This is a genomic window from Flavobacterium sp. DSP2-3-1 (genome assembly GCF_049896865.1).
In the GTDB taxonomy this organism is placed as follows: Bacteria; Bacteroidota; Bacteroidia; order Flavobacteriales; family Flavobacteriaceae; genus Flavobacterium.
In genome coordinates this window covers 240,172-258,145 of sequence record NZ_JAFCVD010000005.1, presented here as the reverse complement: position 1 = coordinate 258,145, position 17,974 = coordinate 240,172, and the positions used below count along the sequence as shown (strand labels likewise).

The following is a 17,974-nucleotide window of genomic DNA, read 5'->3' as shown; positions in this document are numbered from 1 at the left end:
AGGAGCAAATAAAGAACATTTATTCCATTCGAGAGAGAGGGCTTTTTAAAAGTCCTTTCTTTTGAAAAAATATCTTTATCTCCCCCCTAAAAGTTGCATTAATTAGTTGAATCTAGTAATAGTAAATAACCCCAATTTAGAAATCTGAATTGGGGTTATTTTTTTTAATCGGGAACATAACTTTTAAAAGTTCCATTTTTATAAAAAATCACGATTTTATCAATGGCACCAGAATATGATTCTTTTGCGCTATTTTGATTTTCTGTTTTTTTTGTTTCGAATGCTGGAATCGGATTTGGGCTTTTTATTTCCGAAAATAAATTCTCAGGAATTATTTCAGTATTCGGTGGAGTAGGAATATTTTGTTTTCCAATGTGCTCAACACTTTTTTCTTTTGCATCTAACTGCTCTAAATTTTTTGGAAAAGTTCCTTTTCCATTTAAAATCCAATACAAATCTACATCAGGAAAAACATCTAATATTTTAAGGATAAAGTCCAAACTGGGTTTGTTTCTTCCTGACAGCAGGTGAGACAAACTGGAGCGCTGCACTCCAATTCTGTCCGCAAAAGAAGAAGCATTCAAGCTGTAGTAATCCAGTATGATTTCTAATCTTTTTATAAAATCTTCTATGTTTACCATTGTGAATTAGTATTAAAAATAAACTATTTACAAATGTAATTATAATAGCTTGAAATACCTAAATTACAACTGTAAATTTATTTTAATTGATGTATTTTATTAAAGTATTTAAAAAGGTGAGAATATTTAAAACACTGATAAATAGATATTTAAATAATATATTATAAATTGATAACATTTGTTAATTATAGGATGCTAAGTCAATACGACTTACTGCGGATAAGTGTTTACATCTTTGAAATATTTTGCATTTAACTAGTTTACAAATGTAAATATAAAGATGTTTACTTTTGTAAATCAAATAAAACAGCATGAATTTAGAGCAATTATTCAGTCAACATAGTGAAGAAACTATCCACGGTCGTTATATTACTTTAGAATCGATTGAGCCACTACTTCAAAAATTAAACAGCAACAATCAACTTAAAATTATTGGGAAATCAGTTCTAGGAAAATTTATTTATTCGTACCAAATAGGAGATGGTAAAATTAGAATTTTACTGTGGTCACAAATGCATGGAAATGAAAGTACCACAACGAAAGCTTTAATTGACTTTTTGAATGTGTTGGAGAGTGGTTCTGAATTGGCACAACAATTATTAAAGTCATTTACTTTTTACACTATTCCAATGTTGAATCCTGATGGTGCCAAATTATATACTAGAGAAAATGCCAACAAAGTGGATTTAAATCGCGATTCGAATGAGCTCACACAGCCAGAAAGTAAGCTATTAAGAGCAGTTTTTGAATCATTTAAACCAGATTATTGCTTTAATCTTCATGATCAGCGTACGATTTTTGGCGTAAGCGGTACCGGGAAACCGGCTACATTGTCATTTTTAGCTCCTTCTTACAACGAAGAACGGGAGATAAACGACTCCCGATTGAAAGCCATCAATTTGATTGCGAGTATAAACGAGGTCCTTCAAGAATATTTACCAAATCAAATTGGACGTTTTGATGATTCTTTTAATATCAACTGCATTGGAGATAAATTTCAATATTTGGGAGTTCCGACGTTATTGTTCGAAGCAGGTCATTTTCCGAACGATTATGAAAGAGAGAAAACTCGTAAATATGTTTTTATGGCGTTAATTTCGAGTTTCACTACACTTAGCGAAAACGTTATAGTTAGCAACGGAATTAACAAATATTTGAATATTCCTCAAAATAAAGTCGTTTTTTATGATTTTATGTATAAAAACATCAAAATAAATTATGATGGTATCGAAATAATCACCAATTTTGCAGCACAATACAAAGAAGAGTTGATTGAAAATCAGATTTGTTTTAATGCATATGTTTCACAAATAGGGGATTTAGAAAATTATTTTGGTCATTTTGAATATGACGCTGAAGGTGCGTTATACAAAGATAATTTTGAGTCGATTCCTAAATTAAACCAAAAAGCTGATTTTTATTTAGATAATGACATAAAATTTGTTAACGGAATGATAAAAATATAATATTTACGTCTTTTTGTTGTTTTTATGTATAATTTTATACTTTGTTATAGTAATTAATAATGTTAATTTAAGAATTATGAGTAAATTTCGTTTAGATGAAGTAGATCACCAGATTTTAGATATGTTGATAGACAATACAAGAGTTCCATTTACGGATATTGCAAAAAAATTATTGATTTCAGCAGGAACTGTGCATGTAAGAGTAAAAAAAATGGAAGATGCCGGAATTATTATGGGATCTTCATTAGTTCTTGATTATGATAAATTGGGATACTCATTTATCGCTTATGTCGGTGTTTTTCTTAACAACACTTCTCAAACAAAATTTGTTTTAGAACGTATCAACGAAATTCCATTTGTAACGGTAGCTTCAGTGACTACAGGGAAATTTAATATTTTTTGTAAAATTAGAGCTAAAGATACTAAACATGCAAAAGATGTTATCTTTATGATTGATGATATTGAAGGCGTTTACAGAACCGAAACGATGATCTCACTTGAGGAAAGCATAAATGACAAGAAGCGCTTGATGCACACTATTTTCAAAAATATGTAATTATCTTGAATGCGATATATAAATATAACCTCAAGTTTACTCTTGGGGTTTTTTTGTGACAAATTAACTAAACCAACTACAACTAAATTATGTACACACTACCTAAAATTGAACGTTTCAATCAAGACGTTCTCTCTAAATACCATATTTACAATAGCGTTTTTATCACATTGCCGTTTCATTCTATAGATAACACTGGAGCTTTACTTCCTTTGTTTACAGACATTTGTGATACGGGATTTAAAAAGCAAGAAACTCCGAAAGAAATTGTTAATTTTTTTGCTAAAAGGTATTTACATGATCCTTCAGAAACAGAGAAAATTGATATCATGTTTCGTTTTATTCAATATATTGAACGTCAGATTGTATTGTTTGATGCCATTGAAGATGCCGCTTTTCCAGTTGTTAATAATATGGAAGGACGAGGTTCCTTAAGAGATATCAAGGAAAAATCAGATGCAAAAGACAAAGAAGAGGAGTTGATTGATTTTTTGGAGGATTTCAATGTAAGGACTGTTTTGACCGCTCATCCTACACAATTTTACCCCGGTGCAGTTCTTGGCATTATCAATGATTTGACAGAAGCGATTCGAAAAAATGACTTACTTAATATCAAACAATTGCTGGCTCAATTGGGTAAAACTCCTTTTATTCAAAACGAAAAACCAAACCCTTTTGATGAAGCTGTAAGTTTGATTTGGTATCTCGAAAATGTATTTTACCAAACTTCCGGTGAGATGGTGCAGTATTTACAAAAGAATATTTTCAACGGCAATTCCATAAAGAATCCATTGATTAAGCTGGGATTTTGGCCTGGAGGTGACCGTGATGGAAATCCATTTGTGACTACCGAAATAACGCTGAAAGTAGCGGAACGCTTGCGAACTTCTATTTTGAAATGTTATTACATCGAAATCAGGAATTTAAAAAGAAAGCTAACCTTCTCAGGAGTAAATACTTTAGTGACTGAACTGGAACAAAAACTTTATAGGTCTGTATTTTATTCCAAAGGAGAAATTTTTATTACTTTAGATGAGTTCAAAGCACAATTAAATAAAATTAAACAAATAGTTATCGACCAGCATCAATCTTTATATTTAGATGAATTGGACGCACTATTGATAAAAGTAAATTTATTTGGATTTCATTTTGCTTCCTTGGACATACGTCAGAACAGTAAGATTCATGATACTGTGTTCAGAGATATAGTGGGTTTTTATTTAAAAACGGATGCCTCTGTTTTTCCTGAAAACTATTTTGAATTATCAGAGGAAGATAAATTTAAAGTATTATCAAATACTAACGGAAATCTTGATGCTGCTGTATTTGCAAATGAAATAACTCGTTTGACAATCGAATCGATTCACGCGATAAAAACAATTCAGGAAAGAAATGGTGAATTTGGTGCAAACCGATACATAATTAGTAACAATGAAAGCGCGCTTAATGTAATGGAGACTTTTGCATTATTCCGTTTAAGTAATTGGGAAAATCCTCCCGTTGATATTATTCCGCTTTTCGAATCAATTGATGATTTGCAGAATGCGCATGAAATCATGGAGAAATTGTATACAAATCCCACTTATTCAGCGCATTTGGCGAATAGAAACAATAAGCAAACGATAATGCTTGGTTTCTCTGACGGAACAAAAGATGGAGGGTATTTAATGGCGAATTGGAGTATTTATAAGGCGAAAGAAGAACTCACTGCAATCTCCAGAAAATATGGCGTAAAAGCAATTTTCTTTGATGGTCGTGGAGGCCCGCCCGCACGTGGAGGCGGAAAAACACATAAATTCTATGCTTCTTTGGGTCCAAATATTGAAAACAATGAAATTCAGGTTACAGTGCAAGGACAGACTATTAGCTCGAATTTTGGAACCTTAGATTCATGTCGATATAACTTAGAGAATTTGTTAAGTGCCGGTGTGACAAATCAAGTTTTTAATAAAGGGGAAAACGAATTGACTTTGGACGAAAAAAATATATTAGATCAATTGGCAGGTTTTGGTTATGAAAAGTATTTAAGTTTTAAAAATCATCCTAAATTTATTCCTTATTTGGAACAAATGAGCACGTTGAAATATTATGCTAAAACGAATATTGGAAGCCGACCATCCAAAAGAAGCAAATCAGAAAATTTAGATTTTGCTGATTTACGTGCGATTCCTTTTGTGGGTTCCTGGAGTCAATTGAAGCAAAATGTCCCTGGATTTTTTGGAGTAGGTACTGCCTTGAAGCATTTTGAAGAAACAAATCAATGGGATAAAGTTCAGAATTTATATGATAATTCTATGTTCTTTAAAACCTTGTTAGAAAACAGTATGATGTCATTAGCAAAATCATTTTTTCCATTAACAGCTTACATGAAAAAAGACCCTCAATTTGGTGCTTTTTGGCAAATTATTTACGACGAGTTTTTAGAAACAAAACGATTGCTTTTGAAAATCGCAGGTCATAAAGAGCTTATGGAAAACTATCCTGATGGTAAAGCATCGATACAAATAAGAGAACGTATAGTATTGCCATTGTTGACTATACAACAATATGCATTACTTCGTATTAATGAATTAAATAAAGAGGATAAACCAGATGATGCTTTAATAAAAGTGTACGAAAAAATTGTTACCCGTTCCCTTTTCGGAAATACAAATGCCAGTAGAAACTCCGCTTAAAAGATAAAAAATGAAGTCAACACAATTACCAGTAAACGAATATGCATCTTTTTATGCTCCTTATATAAATGCTTTAGGAGAAGTAAATTTGATGGAAGAATTAGAAATTTCATTGCATGATTTTATCCGTTTTGTTCAAAATATTCCAATGGATAAGTTTGATTACCGATATGCGGAAGGGAAGTGGAATATCAAAGAGATTATTCAACATGTAATCGATACCGAGCGCATTTTTGCGTATCGTGCTTTACGAATTTCCAGAAACGATGTAACACCTTTACCAGGTTTTGATGAAAATTATTATGTGGCGAACACTGAAGCTGCCAATAGAAGTATTCAGGATTTGCTAACTGAATTTTCTGCCGTGCGACATTCGAATTTGTTTCTTTTTAAAAGTTTATCAGATGAACAATTTAGGAGGATTGGAATCGCTTCGAATGCAGCTGTATCAGTTCGTGCGATTGGTTTTATTATGATGGGACATCAGAAACACCATCAAAAAGTTTTCGAAGAAAGGTATTTATAATTTATTGAAAACCGGCCGACCAGATTTTTAGTTTGTTTTCAAAAGTCATTGTATTTGCAGGACTAGTGGAAGGCATCACATAATACGTGATGCCTTTTATTTGTCCAAATTTTTTTAGAAAGAATTTATGACTTTCTTTTCCGTTAAAAACAATGGTTGTAATTCCGGGAAATTTTTTGAAAAATGTTTTAAAATCATTTTCTTTATGATTTTTAATGTGAATGTCCAAACTTCCTTTTCTTTCACAATTTTCTAATACATCCCAAAGTCCAATGTTATTTGTTTGAAGCAATTGTATTTTTTCTTCGAAAACTGCAGCTATTGGTAAATTATCCAAGAGCGTGTACATTATTTTCCAGAAGTGATTTCTTTTGTGCGCATAATATTCCTGTTTTTCGAGTGATGCGATGCCAGGCATTGTTCCTAAAATCAAAATCTCGGTTTTGGAATTTACAAAAGGAGGAAAGGATTGTATCATATGAAGTTTTTTAAACTACAGCATTTTCTTTTTCTAATATCGCCAATGCTAACCGAATTTTACCGTAATCTATTTTTTCTTCAAAATAATCAAAATAAGGTTTTAAAGTATTTGGTGATTCTAATTTAATTTGCGCTTCTGCAATTTGAGAAACTTCTTCTTTTGAAATAAAACAATCTAAGTCAATATCTACTCCATCAAAATACAGTTTCGCTATATGTGACATAATTGTACTAAGGCCTAATTTTCTCTTCTGAGCAATTTCCTCGACAGACAATCCGTTTTTATAAAGTTCCAGTGTTTCTTTGTAAGTTGTGGCTTCTTTCTTTTTTTTGACAACTTTAAATTTTTGAAAATCAATTATAGTTTTGATAAAAGCATCACCATATTTTTCCAGTTTTGCTTTTCCAACGCCATCAATTGCTAGCAATTCATGGTCGCTCATGGGTCTTTCGGTTTCCATTTGGCGCAAAGCCGCATCACTAAAAATTACATAGGCAGGAACTGATTCCTCTTTAGAAATTTCGTAACGTAATTTTCTTAAGGTTTCAAAAAGCGAACTTGCTGCTGATTTACTTTTCGTTTCTTTGGTTTCTTGTTTCTCACTATTGATTTTCTGAACTGCGGTTAATTGTACTTTTTCATCTTCAAACAATACCTTTTTTGCAAGAGTTGTTAATCTAATTTTGTTTTGTTTGTGAAAAGCAATTTCACAATACCCTAGATTTATCAATTGTATCAAATATTGATTCCAGTCATACCACGAAAGATCAGCGCCAACGCCATACGTTTTTAAGTTTTGATATTCTTTTTCATAGATGTAAGCATTTTTGGAACCTCGCAAAAAGTCAATTATTACAGGCAGTGGTTCAGTTTCCTGTAATCGAATAATTGCAGATAATGCTTTTTGTGCAATTACCGTTCCATCGAAAAACAGCGGTGGATTTTTACAAATATCACAATTCCCACAGTTCTCTGTAACAAGTTCTCCAAAATAAGAAAGCAATATTTTTCTGCGACAACTTAATGCATCGGCATATTGTTTCATACGTTCCAGTTTAGCTAATTGTAATTCAGCGTTTAAACCTTGTGAAGCAAATTTTTGTAATTGAATTACATCGCCATAACTTTCGAATAATACCGTTTCTGATGGCAAACCATCGCGACCGGCACGACCAATTTCCTGATAATAACCTTCGATGTTTTTTGGTAAATTGTAGTGAATCACCCAGCGTACGTTTGATTTATCAATTCCCATTCCAAAAGCAATGGTTGCGCAAACCACTTTGCAATCATCATTAATAAACTCGTCTTGAGTTGTTGAGCGAATTTTATTGTCTAAACCGGCATGATATGCTTTGGCGCTAATGCCTGTTTTTTGTAATTTTTCGGCAAGTTCTTCGGTTGTTTTTCTGCTTAAGCAGTATACGATTCCGGATTCATTTGGTTTTTCTTGGATAAAATCTATAATTTGTTTGACTCTGTCCAAAGCGGGTCGAACTTCTAAACTTAGATTTTTTCGATCAAAAGAAGCCACAAATAGTTTCGGATTTTTTAGATTTAATTGTTCGCTAATGTCCTTACGTGTAGCTTTATCAGCAGTTGCAGTTAAAGCTAATATTGGAGTAGAGGGGAAGCGGTTTTTTAGATATCCTAGATTAGTGTACGCTGGTCGGAAATCATGACCCCAAGATGAAATGCAATGCGCTTCATCAATGGCAATAAGACTTATTGTTAAACTATTGAAAATATTATCTAGAAAAGACAAACTTTCCGGAGCAATGTAAACCAATTTAATTGTGTTGGATTTTAAACTTTCAATATAAAATTGTCGTTCATCTTCGGTTTGGCTGCTGTTGATAAAACAGGCTGCAATTCCATTAGCTTTCAAACCATCGACTTGATCTTTCATCAAAGCAATAAGCGGAGAAATTACGATTGTAATTCCCGGAAAAACCAATGCGGGTAATTGAAAGCAAATTGATTTCCCTCCACCTGTAGGCATTATTGCTACTGTATCTTGTCCAGAAAGAATACAATTTATTATTTGTTCCTGATTAGGTCTAAATTTTTCAAAACCAAAGTTTTCTTTGAGTTTGGCGAGTAAAATTTCATGAGTCATTTTGGCGTGTATTTAGAAGTCTGAAATTATAAAAAAAAGGAACTCGTGAATGAGTTCCTTTTTAGAAATATATTTAAAATGGGATTAATTAATCCTCATCTTCATCGTCGTCTTCATCTGAGAAATCTTTTTCATCAGCATCGTCGTCGTCATCGTCATCTCCTGAATCTGAATCCGGTTTGTCGATAGCGTCATCTTCATCGTCGTCATCAATATCATCGTCTAAATCCAAACCTTTGATTGGTTCAACTACCTCGTCGATTATAATTTCATCATCTTCCTCAAAGTTTTCAATTCTATCAGCAAGTTTAGTGCTCACTTTTACTAAATAAATAGTATCGTCAGTTCGTACTTCGACTGCTTCAATCAATTCATTTTTAGCATTTCTAAAACTAATAATGTTTGAATCATCATATCCATCTGGAAATCTATCTACCAATAGGTTTAAAATTTCGTTGGTAAGTTTGGCGTAATCTACAATTACTCTTTTCATAAAATATTCTATAAATCTAATAAATAAGCGAAAATTAAAGGTGCTACAATGGTAGCATCGGACTCAATAATAAATTTTGGTGTTTTAATGTCTAATTTACCCCACGTGATTTTTTCATTTGGCACCGCTCCAGAATACGATCCATAACTAGTTGTGGAATCTGAAATCTGACAGAAATAACTCCAAAACGGAATGTCATGCATTTCCATATCTTGGTATAACATTGGCACCACGCATATGGGAAAATCTCCAGCAATACCTCCACCAATTTGGAAGAAACCTACACCATTTGTACTATTTTTCGGATACCAATCAGATAAGAAAACCATATATTCGATACCGGATTTCATTGTAGAAGCTTTTAAATCTCCTTTAATTACATACGATGCAAATATATTTCCCATGGTGCTGTCTTCCCATCCCGGTACAATTATAGGTAAATTTTTCTCAGCAGCTGCATACATCCAACTGTCTTTTAAGTCAATTTCATAATATTCTTCAAGAACACCTGAAAGTAACATTTTATACATAAACTCATGTGGAAAATATCTTTCGCCTTTATCATCCGCATCTTTCCAGATTTTGTAAATATGTTTTTGCAAACGACGAAAAGCTTCATGTTCCGGAATACAAGTATCCGTTACACGGTTTAGACCTCTTTCAAGTAAATCCCATTCGTCTTGCGGAGTTAAGTCACGATAATTTGGAACTCTTTCATAATGAGAATGAGCAACTAAATTCATGATGTCTTCTTCAAGATTTGCTCCAGTACACGAAATAATATGTACTTTATCCTGACGAATAATCTCAGAAAATATTTTTCCAATCTCGGCAGTACTCATAGCGCCAGCCATGCTTACCATCATTTTTGCACCATTGGCTAATTGTTCTTCGTATGCCTTAGCTGCGTCAACTAAAGATGCAGAATTGAAATGCAAATAATGCTTTTCTATAAACTGACTGATTGGTCCCTTGCTCATTTTTTAAAATTTAAATGCTTAAAAATCAATACGTTAAAATTATAATTTCAAATTTAACGAATTTTTATATTGAATAATTGAATAATTGTTAATTTATTTTTTGTCGTAACCTAATATTTTTAAAACTTCCTCAGAGGTTTGTTGTTCTGAAAAAACCTCAGTGGCTAATATACCGTTTTCGTCTCTGTCTATCAATATATGTTTAGGTTGCGGAATTAAGCAATGGTGCAAACCACCATATCCGCCAATAGTTTCCTGATAAGCTCCCGTGTTAAAAAATCCGATATATAATGGTTTTTCTTTATTGTATTTTGGCAAATAAATAGCATTCATGTTTTGCTCTGAGTTGTAATAATCATCGCTGTCACACGTCATTCCTCCCAACAAAACCCGCTCGTACATGTCATTCCAGCGATTTATGGCCAGCATGATAAAACGTTTGTTGATTGCCCATGTATCCGGTAAAGTAGTGATAAAAGAAGAATCAATCATATTCCATTTCTCTCTGTCATTTTGTTGTTTTTGATACAAAATCTGATAAATCGCTCCACCACTTTCTCCAACAGTAAAAGACCCAAATTCAGTAAAAATATTCGGAACATCGACTTCGGCTTCGTCACAAGCTATTTTGATCTGATTGATGATTTCGTCAATCATGTATTGATAATCGTATTCAAATGCCAATGAGTTTTTTATAGGAAAACCACCGCCAATATTTAATCCGTCAAGCGAAGGACATTCTTTTTTTAAAGCTACGTAAACCTTAATACATTTTACTAATTCATTCCAGTAATAGGCGTTGTCATTAATTCCTGTGTTAATAAAAAAGTGCAACATTTTAAGTTCCAATTTCTTATTTTCCTTGATTTCTTTTTTGTAAAACGGAACAATATTTTTGTATCCAATTCCTAATCTTGAGGTATAAAATTCAAATTTAGGCTCTTCTTCTGCAGCAATACGAATTCCAATTTTGAATTTGTTTTTTATTTGTCCTTGAAGCAAGTCAAGTTCTTCAAAATTATCAATAATTGGAATGGTGTTTTTATGACCATTATTAATAAGTCTGGCAATATTTTCAATGTATTGGTCTCTTTTAAAACCATTGCAAATCACATACGTACTTTTATTAATTTTACCGTTAGCTAAAAGGTTTTCAACAATATTAATATCAAATGCAGATGACGTTTCAATATGGATATTATTTTTGAACGCTTCGTTCATAATATATTCAAAATGAGAACTTTTTGTGCAATAACAATAGTAATATTTTGCCTCATATTTGTTTTTTTCCATCGACTTACGAAACCAGCTTTTGGCCTTGTTGATGTTGTTGGAAATTTGAGGTAAATAAGTAAATTTTAAAGGCGTACCATATTGCTCTACCAATTTCATCAAATCGATATTGTGAAACTGAAGATTATCTTTGTTTAATGTAAATTCTTCTTGGGGAAAATAGTAGGTTTGATTGATTAAATCAGAATATTTTGTATTCATTAGATGTCGTGATTATAGATTAGAATATTGTAAAATAAAGTAACCTATAATTCAAACCCGGATATTTGCATAAACGATTTGAAGCTTCTCGTGATCTGCTTTTAAGTATTGGAAAACATCAAAACTAAAGTTTCCTTTAATAGAATAAAACCGCTTCAATATTCTTAAAAAAGACATATTGTTTCGAGTTTTACTGGAACTATAATTTGGCTTGTTTTGACTTTTTTTCATCGGTGCAAATGTAAAAAATATTATATACGCAATGCAATCCTTTTTATAAAAATTAATTAAGATTTATAATCCAGAAACGCTCTAAGAATTAATTCATTTTCAACTGATTGATTAATTTTTATTTTCCCGATACCTTCGATTAATACAAACTGAATGTTGCCGTACTCATTTTTCTTGTCGTGAATCAGTAGTTGCATGATAGGTTCGATATCCTTTTCTTCAAAAATGATGTCGTCATATATTGATTTGATGCAGGATTTTATCTCGGAATATTCTTCTTTATTGATTAGTTTTTTATGTAATGAAATGAAACTTTCTAATATCATTCCAACAGCAATGGCTTCTCCGTGCAGCAAAGTAGTTTTATTTTCATTTTCCAGAAAATAACTTTCAATGGCGTGACCCAATGTGTGACCAAAGTTCAATGCTTTTCGGATATTTTTTTCGGTAGGATCTTGAAGGACAATTTCATTTTTTATCTCAACCGAACGGTAAATAAATGTGTCAAAATCAGCAAAATCTATGGCTTTTAAATCTAGAAATTGTTCCCAGTATTCCTTATCATATATTAAACCGTGTTTCAGCATTTCGGCAAGACCGGAACGCATTTCATTTTGTGTCACTGTTTCGAGATATTGAGTGTCGATAAGCACCATTTTTGGTACATTGATAACACCGATTTGGTTTTTCAAGTTCCCTAAATCTACGCCGTTTTTACCTCCTACAGAAGCATCAACCATTGCTAATAGCGTAGTAGGAACGTGAATAAAATCAACTCCACGTTTGAATGTTGAAGCAACAAATCCACCTAAATCAGTAACAACGCCGCCGCCGAGATTAATTAAAAGACTTTTTCTGTCGGCACCAAGTTCCGTTAATACATTCCAGATTTGGACACAAGTCTCAATATTTTTATTTTCTTCACCGGAATCAAATTCTATAATTTCAATAGTAAGATCAGTTTCCAGATAAGGAAGAAAATTAGGCAAGCAAAACTCATTGGTATTGCTGTCTACAATTATAAATAAGTTGGAATATTTATTTTCTTTTAAATGAAGGTTTAATGCTTCATATGCTTTTTCGTTGAAATGTATCGGATAACTGTTGGCTTGAATTGACTGCATCTTTATGGATTAATTGGAACCGCAAAATAAGGTAATTTTTGCTAAATAATATTCAAAACTCTGTCTATATTTGTACAAAAATTTAACAAATAATGGAAAAAATATTCAATAATACACAAGTTGCCTTTTCATTAAAAAGTGATACCGAATTGGATAGAGCTTATTTTCTTTTCAAAATGATTGCCAATCAGCCACTGGTTCGTATTGGAACTGCGGTTACTAATTTTGCCCTGAAAGCAAATCTTCCTGTTGAAGGTTTAATTCGCGCTACTGTTTTTGATCATTTTTGCGGAGGTGTGAATGAAGTTGATTGCCTTTCAGTGGTGGATAAAATGTACACCAAGGGCGTTTCGTCTGTTCTGGATTATTCTGTAGAAGGAAAAGAAGAGGAAGATCAGTTTGATGCTGCGCTTGAAATGACCTTAAAAACAATCGAATTTGCCAAAGAACGCCAAGCGATTCCTTTTGCCGTTTTTAAACCTACTGGATTTGGTCGTTTTGAACTGTATGAGAAATTGGGAGATAAACAAGCGTTAACTCCAGAAGAGCAAGCGGAATGGAATAGAGTAGTAGAACGTTTTGATTTGGTTTGCAAAGATGCTCATTCTAAAAATGTTGCTCTTTTGATTGATGGTGAAGAAAGTTGGATGCAAGACGCCGCAGATGAACTAGTGACCGAAATGATGCGCAAATACAACAAAGAAAAAGCTATTGTTTTCAATACGTTACAAATGTATCGTTGGGATCGTTTGGATTATCTGAAAAAATTGCATGAACAGGCAAAAAAGGAAGAATTCTTCATTGGAATGAAATTGGTTCGTGGTGCTTACATGGAAAAAGAAATTGTTCGCGCTAACGAGAAGGGATATTCATCACCAATATGCGCTTCAAAAGAAGATACAGATGAAAATTATGATGCTGCAGTTCGCTATATGATCGAACACTTAGATATGATGTCAATTTTTGCAGGAACCCACAATGAGTTAAGTACGTATACTCTAATGGAATTATTGCAGCAAAAAGGAATTAAAACAAACGATGACAGAATTTGGTTTGGTCAGTTGTACGGAATGAGCGACAATATCAGCTATAATCTAGCTGCTAATGGGTTTAATGTTGCAAAATATTTACCTTTTGGTCCAGTTAAAGATGTGATGCCGTACTTGATCCGTCGTGCGGAAGAAAATACTTCAGTAGCGGGACAAACGAGTCGTGAATTAGAGATGATAAAAGCAGAACGCAACCGAAGAAAAGGGAAGTAGTCAATGTAAAATAGAACACGGATTACACGGATTTACTTTGTAAAAACACGGATTAAAACTGATTTTAGTTGTAGGAACAACAAGGAAAAATCAGTTTTTATCCGTGTTTTCGCTTTTGTGAATCCGTATTTTCAGTGTCCAAAAAAATGAAAGAACTTTAAATTTAAGAATGGCTAAACTGTAAATTACTTAAATTTTTATAGATACCATTTTCTAAAGCGATTAATTCTTGATGTGTTCCTTGTTCTGTAATTTTTCCTTTGTCCAAAACTAATATCTGATCCGCACTGCGAATTGTCGAAAGACGGTGCGCGATAATAATACTGGTTCTTCCCTCCATCAAAATTTCAAGCGCTTCTTGAACTAGCTTTTCGCTTTCGCTGTCTAATGAGGATGTGGCTTCGTCCAGAATCAAAATACTTGGGTTTTTCAATAATGCTCTCGCAATTGCAATACGTTGTCGTTGTCCGCCTGAAAGTTTAATTCCTCTTTCCCCCACGATAGTTTCAAATTTTTCAGGAAAACTTTCAATGAAATTATAGGCGTTAGCTTGTCTTGAAGCGGTAAGAATTTCTTCCTCGGTGGCATTTGGTTTTCCATAAGCGATATTTTCTCTGATGGTTCCACCAAATAAAATCACATCCTGCGGCACAATACTCATGTTTCCACGAAGGTTTTCTAAATCAAAATCATAAATATTTTTTCCGTCAACCAATATTTCTCCTTCATCAATATTATAAAAACGCAATAAAAGCGAAGCAATTGTCGATTTTCCAGTTCCACTAGGTCCAACAATAGCAATTTTTTGACCAAAATTAGCAGTAAAACTGACGTCTTTTAATACTTTGATTTCTTTTCTGGAATGATAACTGAACGCGACATTTTTGAATGTAACGTTTCCTTTTATTTTTTGAGTTTTAGCAACATCTCGAACTGAATTAATTTTTTCAGGAGTTTCGTCCAATAATTCAAAAACTCGTTCTGTTGCGCCAATTGCTTTTTGGATTTGAGCATAAAGTTCTGCAATACCTCCGAAAGAAGCACCAACAAAAGTGGAATACAACACAAAGGATATCAATTGTCCCACGCTCATTTCTCCGCTAATGCTCAATCGAACGCCGTACCAAACAACGGCCACAATGGCTCCGAAAAGACAGAAAATAATGAATGAAGCAAAGTAACCTCGGTATTTACCACCTTTAATGGCTATTGTAACTACTTCTTTTATTTTTCCATTGTAACGGGCAATTTCGTACCATTCATTGGCGAAAGCCTTTACAATACTAATGCCTTGCATGGTTTCTTCAACAATTACCTGACTATCGGCAACTTTATCCTGAACATTTTTTGAATATTTTCTGATGAAACGTCCAAAAATAACTGCAGCTACAGCGACCAGAGGAACTACTGATAACATTAACAATGTCAATTTAATACTTTCATTTGCTAACAAAAGAACGCCACCAACAATTAAAATAAATTGTCTCAGGAATTCAGCAATTGTTGACGTCAAGGTATCTTGTATCTGAGTTATATCAGAACTGATTCGGCTATTTAATTCCCCAACACGTTTTTGCGAGAAGAAAGACATCGGCAGTTTCACTAAATTACTGTAAAGTGCTACTCTAAGATTAGCCAACGTGTTTTCAGTGAAATTGACAAATAAATACAATCTAAAAAACGAAAATATTGATTGAAGAAATAAGATTACTATCAAACCTCCAGCAATCATGTTAGCTTGGGAGTTGTCTTTATTTTTTACACAATCGATGAGCATTCCCATCAATTTAGGAAAAGCAAGCGCAGTAGCCCCGGTAAATAATAAAAAAACCAATCCCACATAAAATTTCCAACGGTGATTTCCTGCATATTGAAATATTACAGTTGCTTTCTGGATTGAACTTGCGGTAATTTTTGATTTTGGTAAATCATTTTCTTTGAACCTGGCCATTATTTATTGTTTAAAGCGCAAATGTATGACTATAACGAATCAATACAAAAAAATACCAATAATTCATGCCTTACATAAAGCGCTATTGTAGAGCACGAAAGCAAATAATGCTTATATTTTATTGATTTTTTTACGGATTTGCTTGCAGATACCATTTCTAGCTGTATATTTGCACTCGCAGTAAGGAAATGAAAATGACCTTTTTGTTAAGGGCGATTAGCTCAGCTGGTTCAGAGCACCTCGTTTACACCGAGGGGGTCGGGGGTTCGAACCCCTCATCGCCCACAAGACAAACTCCATTAGAAATAATGGAGTTTTTTTATGCAAAATAAATTAGCTAAAAAGTACGCGAAACTTATATAAATTTAAAATATAGCTTTGTGAGCGTTGCGTTTTTTTTTACTGTAAACTTTGCAGTGACCATTCTTTTTTTACTTATTCTTAACACACCGACCTCTAGGCGAATTACTTTCATGAAGTACAGTTTCAGAATGCAGAAACTGTGCGGCAGCTGCTGAATCTTTCACTTTGACAGCACTGCGTTCTAACATTTCCGCTTCAAACTTAGTTAGGATACTTTCCCGTATTCCAGTTTTTTTCCATTGTGATACAGGTCGGCATCCGCTTATAATTCCTCGGGCTAACGCGAGCGCATCCAACAATGCTTGATTCGCACCCTGTCCTTTAAACGGACTCATGGGGTGAGCTGCATCTCCAATTAGTGTTACTGGACCTCCTTTTTGCAGCCATTCTGATTGCAGTAAATTGCGGTCATATATGGGATAGCCAGAAATGTTGGCTTCCGGAGTTGCCGCTAAAATCTGCGGAATAGGATCATGCCACTGCGTTCTGCGACACGCTTCTTCCTTGAGTGCTTGTCGTCCTTGAGCGCTTAAAGCCTTAGCTTCCTCCTCGGGCATTGAGAAACTAAGTTGCCACATCACAGAGTCTGACGTGTAAGGCATGATGTAGATCCGCTCAGTGCCGTTGGCGGTTTGAAATACAGTGGCCGAATCCAGTAAAGAACTGTTAACATTTACGAGAGCACTCAAAGGACAAATACCCAAGATCACAATGCAACCTAAGTATCGTAAAGGGGTTAGATCTTCACTAATCAGCAACCTTCGTACCGAACTGCGAATTCCATCGGCTCCAACCACGAGATCTGCTTTGCAGCTTTTCGTCTTTCCATCTACTTGAAAGTTTAGTGCAACACTTTCATCCTCACATTTGTTAAAATCTATTAACTGGTGTCCCCATTGTACCGCATCATGTCCACCGAGTTGCTTTAGTAATGCTAATCGCAAAGATTGTCGTGCGATATGGACATTAGAATGTTTCGGAGTCGTTTTCGCTACTGACGGCATCCACTTTCTCATTCCCCATTCGCCAATCACTTTTCCTTCTGCAGTATGCACCAAATGTCTTGTTGAAATCACTCCATCTTCTAATGAAAAAATACCAAATCCCTCAATCGCTTTGCTAGCTTGTTGCAAAGTGAGTCCGTAGCCCTGAGATCGGGCATCGAAATTACTGTCCCGCTCAAATAAGGTAAAAGGAATCTCGCGGTGCAAACAAGCCACAGCCAAAGCTATTCCGCCTATACCGCCACCTATAATAGCAACGTGAGGATAATTTTCTTTATCCGCTGTTGGAGAAATGATAGAAAGAACCAAACCGGATCCGGCACAGTTCAAGCAGGAGTAAAGATGGCCCTTCGGTTGCACAGGAGCTGTTCCTCTGCCTTCATTTTTATTAAATTGATCTAATGCCTGTTGGTAATGGAGTCGTACTTTCTTGCTGAGACCTCGACTCTTTTTGCCACGTCCCTGACAATCGGGACAAAATATCAAGCTTGCTTCTTCATTTTTCAATTTTTTCACTTCCTGTTTTATTTAAACTTTCTTTTGAGTGTTCATCGCCAAAAAAAACTCCACCGAAATAACTAATGCTGGATCTATTTGTAATATCGTAA

General features: G+C 33.9%; 14 protein-coding genes and 1 tRNA gene. 6 read left to right on the top strand and 9 right to left on the bottom strand.

Translation table 11 applies throughout. From position 1 onward, the window contains the following. Window positions 1-164 precede the first annotated feature (164 nt). On the bottom strand, window positions 165-641 hold the full coding sequence (locus ACP7AT_RS08075) for a helix-turn-helix domain-containing protein (RefSeq protein WP_426063830.1): 477 nt from the start codon (window positions 639-641) through the stop codon (window positions 165-167). Between the two features lie 311 nt (window positions 642-952). On the opposite strand from ACP7AT_RS08075, the gene ACP7AT_RS08070 reads away from it, so the two are divergent. The 4 genes from ACP7AT_RS08070 (at window position 953) to ACP7AT_RS08055 (ending at window position 5,864) form a co-directional block, all read left to right on the top strand. Continuing rightward, the gene (locus ACP7AT_RS08070) at window positions 953-2,107 is read left to right on the top strand and encodes a M14 family metallopeptidase (RefSeq protein WP_426063829.1); all 1,155 of its coding nucleotides are present in this window, start codon (window positions 953-955) and stop codon (window positions 2,105-2,107) included. Between the two features lie 76 nt (window positions 2,108-2,183). Then, entirely contained in the window at window positions 2,184-2,663 is a 480-nt protein-coding gene (locus ACP7AT_RS08065; protein ID WP_114755272.1) for an Lrp/AsnC family transcriptional regulator, read from the top strand. A gap of 89 nt (window positions 2,664-2,752) precedes the next feature. Beyond that, window positions 2,753-5,338, top strand: coding sequence for a phosphoenolpyruvate carboxylase (locus tag ACP7AT_RS08060; protein ID WP_426063828.1), 2,586 nt, complete (start codon window positions 2,753-2,755; stop codon window positions 5,336-5,338). Window positions 5,339-5,348: 10 nt separating this feature from the next. Then, complete coding sequence (locus tag ACP7AT_RS08055) at window positions 5,349-5,864, top strand: DinB family protein (RefSeq protein ID WP_426063827.1); 516 nt, start codon at window positions 5,349-5,351, stop codon at window positions 5,862-5,864. Between the two features lies 1 nt (window position 5,865). Here the strand turns inward: ACP7AT_RS08055 and ACP7AT_RS08050 are convergent, their stop codons facing one another. The 6 genes from ACP7AT_RS08050 to aroB all read right to left on the bottom strand — a co-directional run bounded on the left by ACP7AT_RS08050 (window position 5,866) and on the right by aroB (window position 12,786). After that, entirely contained in the window at window positions 5,866-6,342 is a 477-nt protein-coding gene (locus ACP7AT_RS08050) for a DNA-deoxyinosine glycosylase (RefSeq protein WP_426063826.1), read from the bottom strand. 10 nt (window positions 6,343-6,352) lie between these two features. Then, window positions 6,353-8,464 (bottom strand): DNA helicase RecQ, encoded by a 2,112-nt coding sequence (recQ, locus tag ACP7AT_RS08045; protein WP_426063825.1) that lies wholly within the window; start codon window positions 8,462-8,464, stop codon window positions 6,353-6,355. A gap of 88 nt (window positions 8,465-8,552) precedes the next feature. Then, window positions 8,553-8,957: a DNA primase gene (locus ACP7AT_RS08040; RefSeq protein WP_426063824.1), complete on the bottom strand. Its 405-nt coding sequence runs from the start codon at window positions 8,955-8,957 to the stop codon at window positions 8,553-8,555. Between the two features lie 8 nt (window positions 8,958-8,965). After that, window positions 8,966-9,937: a deoxyhypusine synthase family protein gene (locus ACP7AT_RS08035; RefSeq protein WP_073353127.1), complete on the bottom strand. Its 972-nt coding sequence runs from the start codon at window positions 9,935-9,937 to the stop codon at window positions 8,966-8,968. A 93-nt stretch (window positions 9,938-10,030) separates the two neighbouring features. Continuing rightward, complete coding sequence (locus ACP7AT_RS08030; RefSeq protein WP_426063823.1) at window positions 10,031-11,431, bottom strand: arginine decarboxylase; 1,401 nt, start codon at window positions 11,429-11,431, stop codon at window positions 10,031-10,033. A gap of 287 nt (window positions 11,432-11,718) precedes the next feature. After that, window positions 11,719-12,786: a 3-dehydroquinate synthase gene (aroB, locus tag ACP7AT_RS08025; RefSeq protein ID WP_426063822.1), complete on the bottom strand. Its 1,068-nt coding sequence runs from the start codon at window positions 12,784-12,786 to the stop codon at window positions 11,719-11,721. Window positions 12,787-12,878: 92 nt separating this feature from the next. Between aroB and ACP7AT_RS08020 the strand changes: the two genes are divergently transcribed. Further along, window positions 12,879-14,048, top strand: a complete 1,170-nt coding sequence (locus ACP7AT_RS08020; RefSeq protein WP_426063821.1) for a proline dehydrogenase family protein — start codon at window positions 12,879-12,881, stop codon at window positions 14,046-14,048. Window positions 14,049-14,211: 163 nt separating this feature from the next. Here the strand turns inward: ACP7AT_RS08020 and ACP7AT_RS08015 are convergent, their stop codons facing one another. Next, window positions 14,212-15,999 (bottom strand): ABC transporter ATP-binding protein, encoded by a 1,788-nt coding sequence (locus tag ACP7AT_RS08015; RefSeq protein ID WP_426063820.1) that lies wholly within the window; start codon window positions 15,997-15,999, stop codon window positions 14,212-14,214. Between the two features lie 210 nt (window positions 16,000-16,209). On the opposite strand from ACP7AT_RS08015, the gene ACP7AT_RS08010 reads away from it, so the two are divergent. Then, window positions 16,210-16,284: transfer RNA gene (locus ACP7AT_RS08010), tRNA-Val, on the top strand. A gap of 146 nt (window positions 16,285-16,430) precedes the next feature. Here the strand turns inward: ACP7AT_RS08010 and ACP7AT_RS08005 are convergent. Further along, complete coding sequence (locus ACP7AT_RS08005; protein ID WP_426063819.1) at window positions 16,431-17,882, bottom strand: FAD-dependent monooxygenase; 1,452 nt, start codon at window positions 17,880-17,882, stop codon at window positions 16,431-16,433. Between the last annotated feature and the right edge of the window lie 92 nt (window positions 17,883-17,974).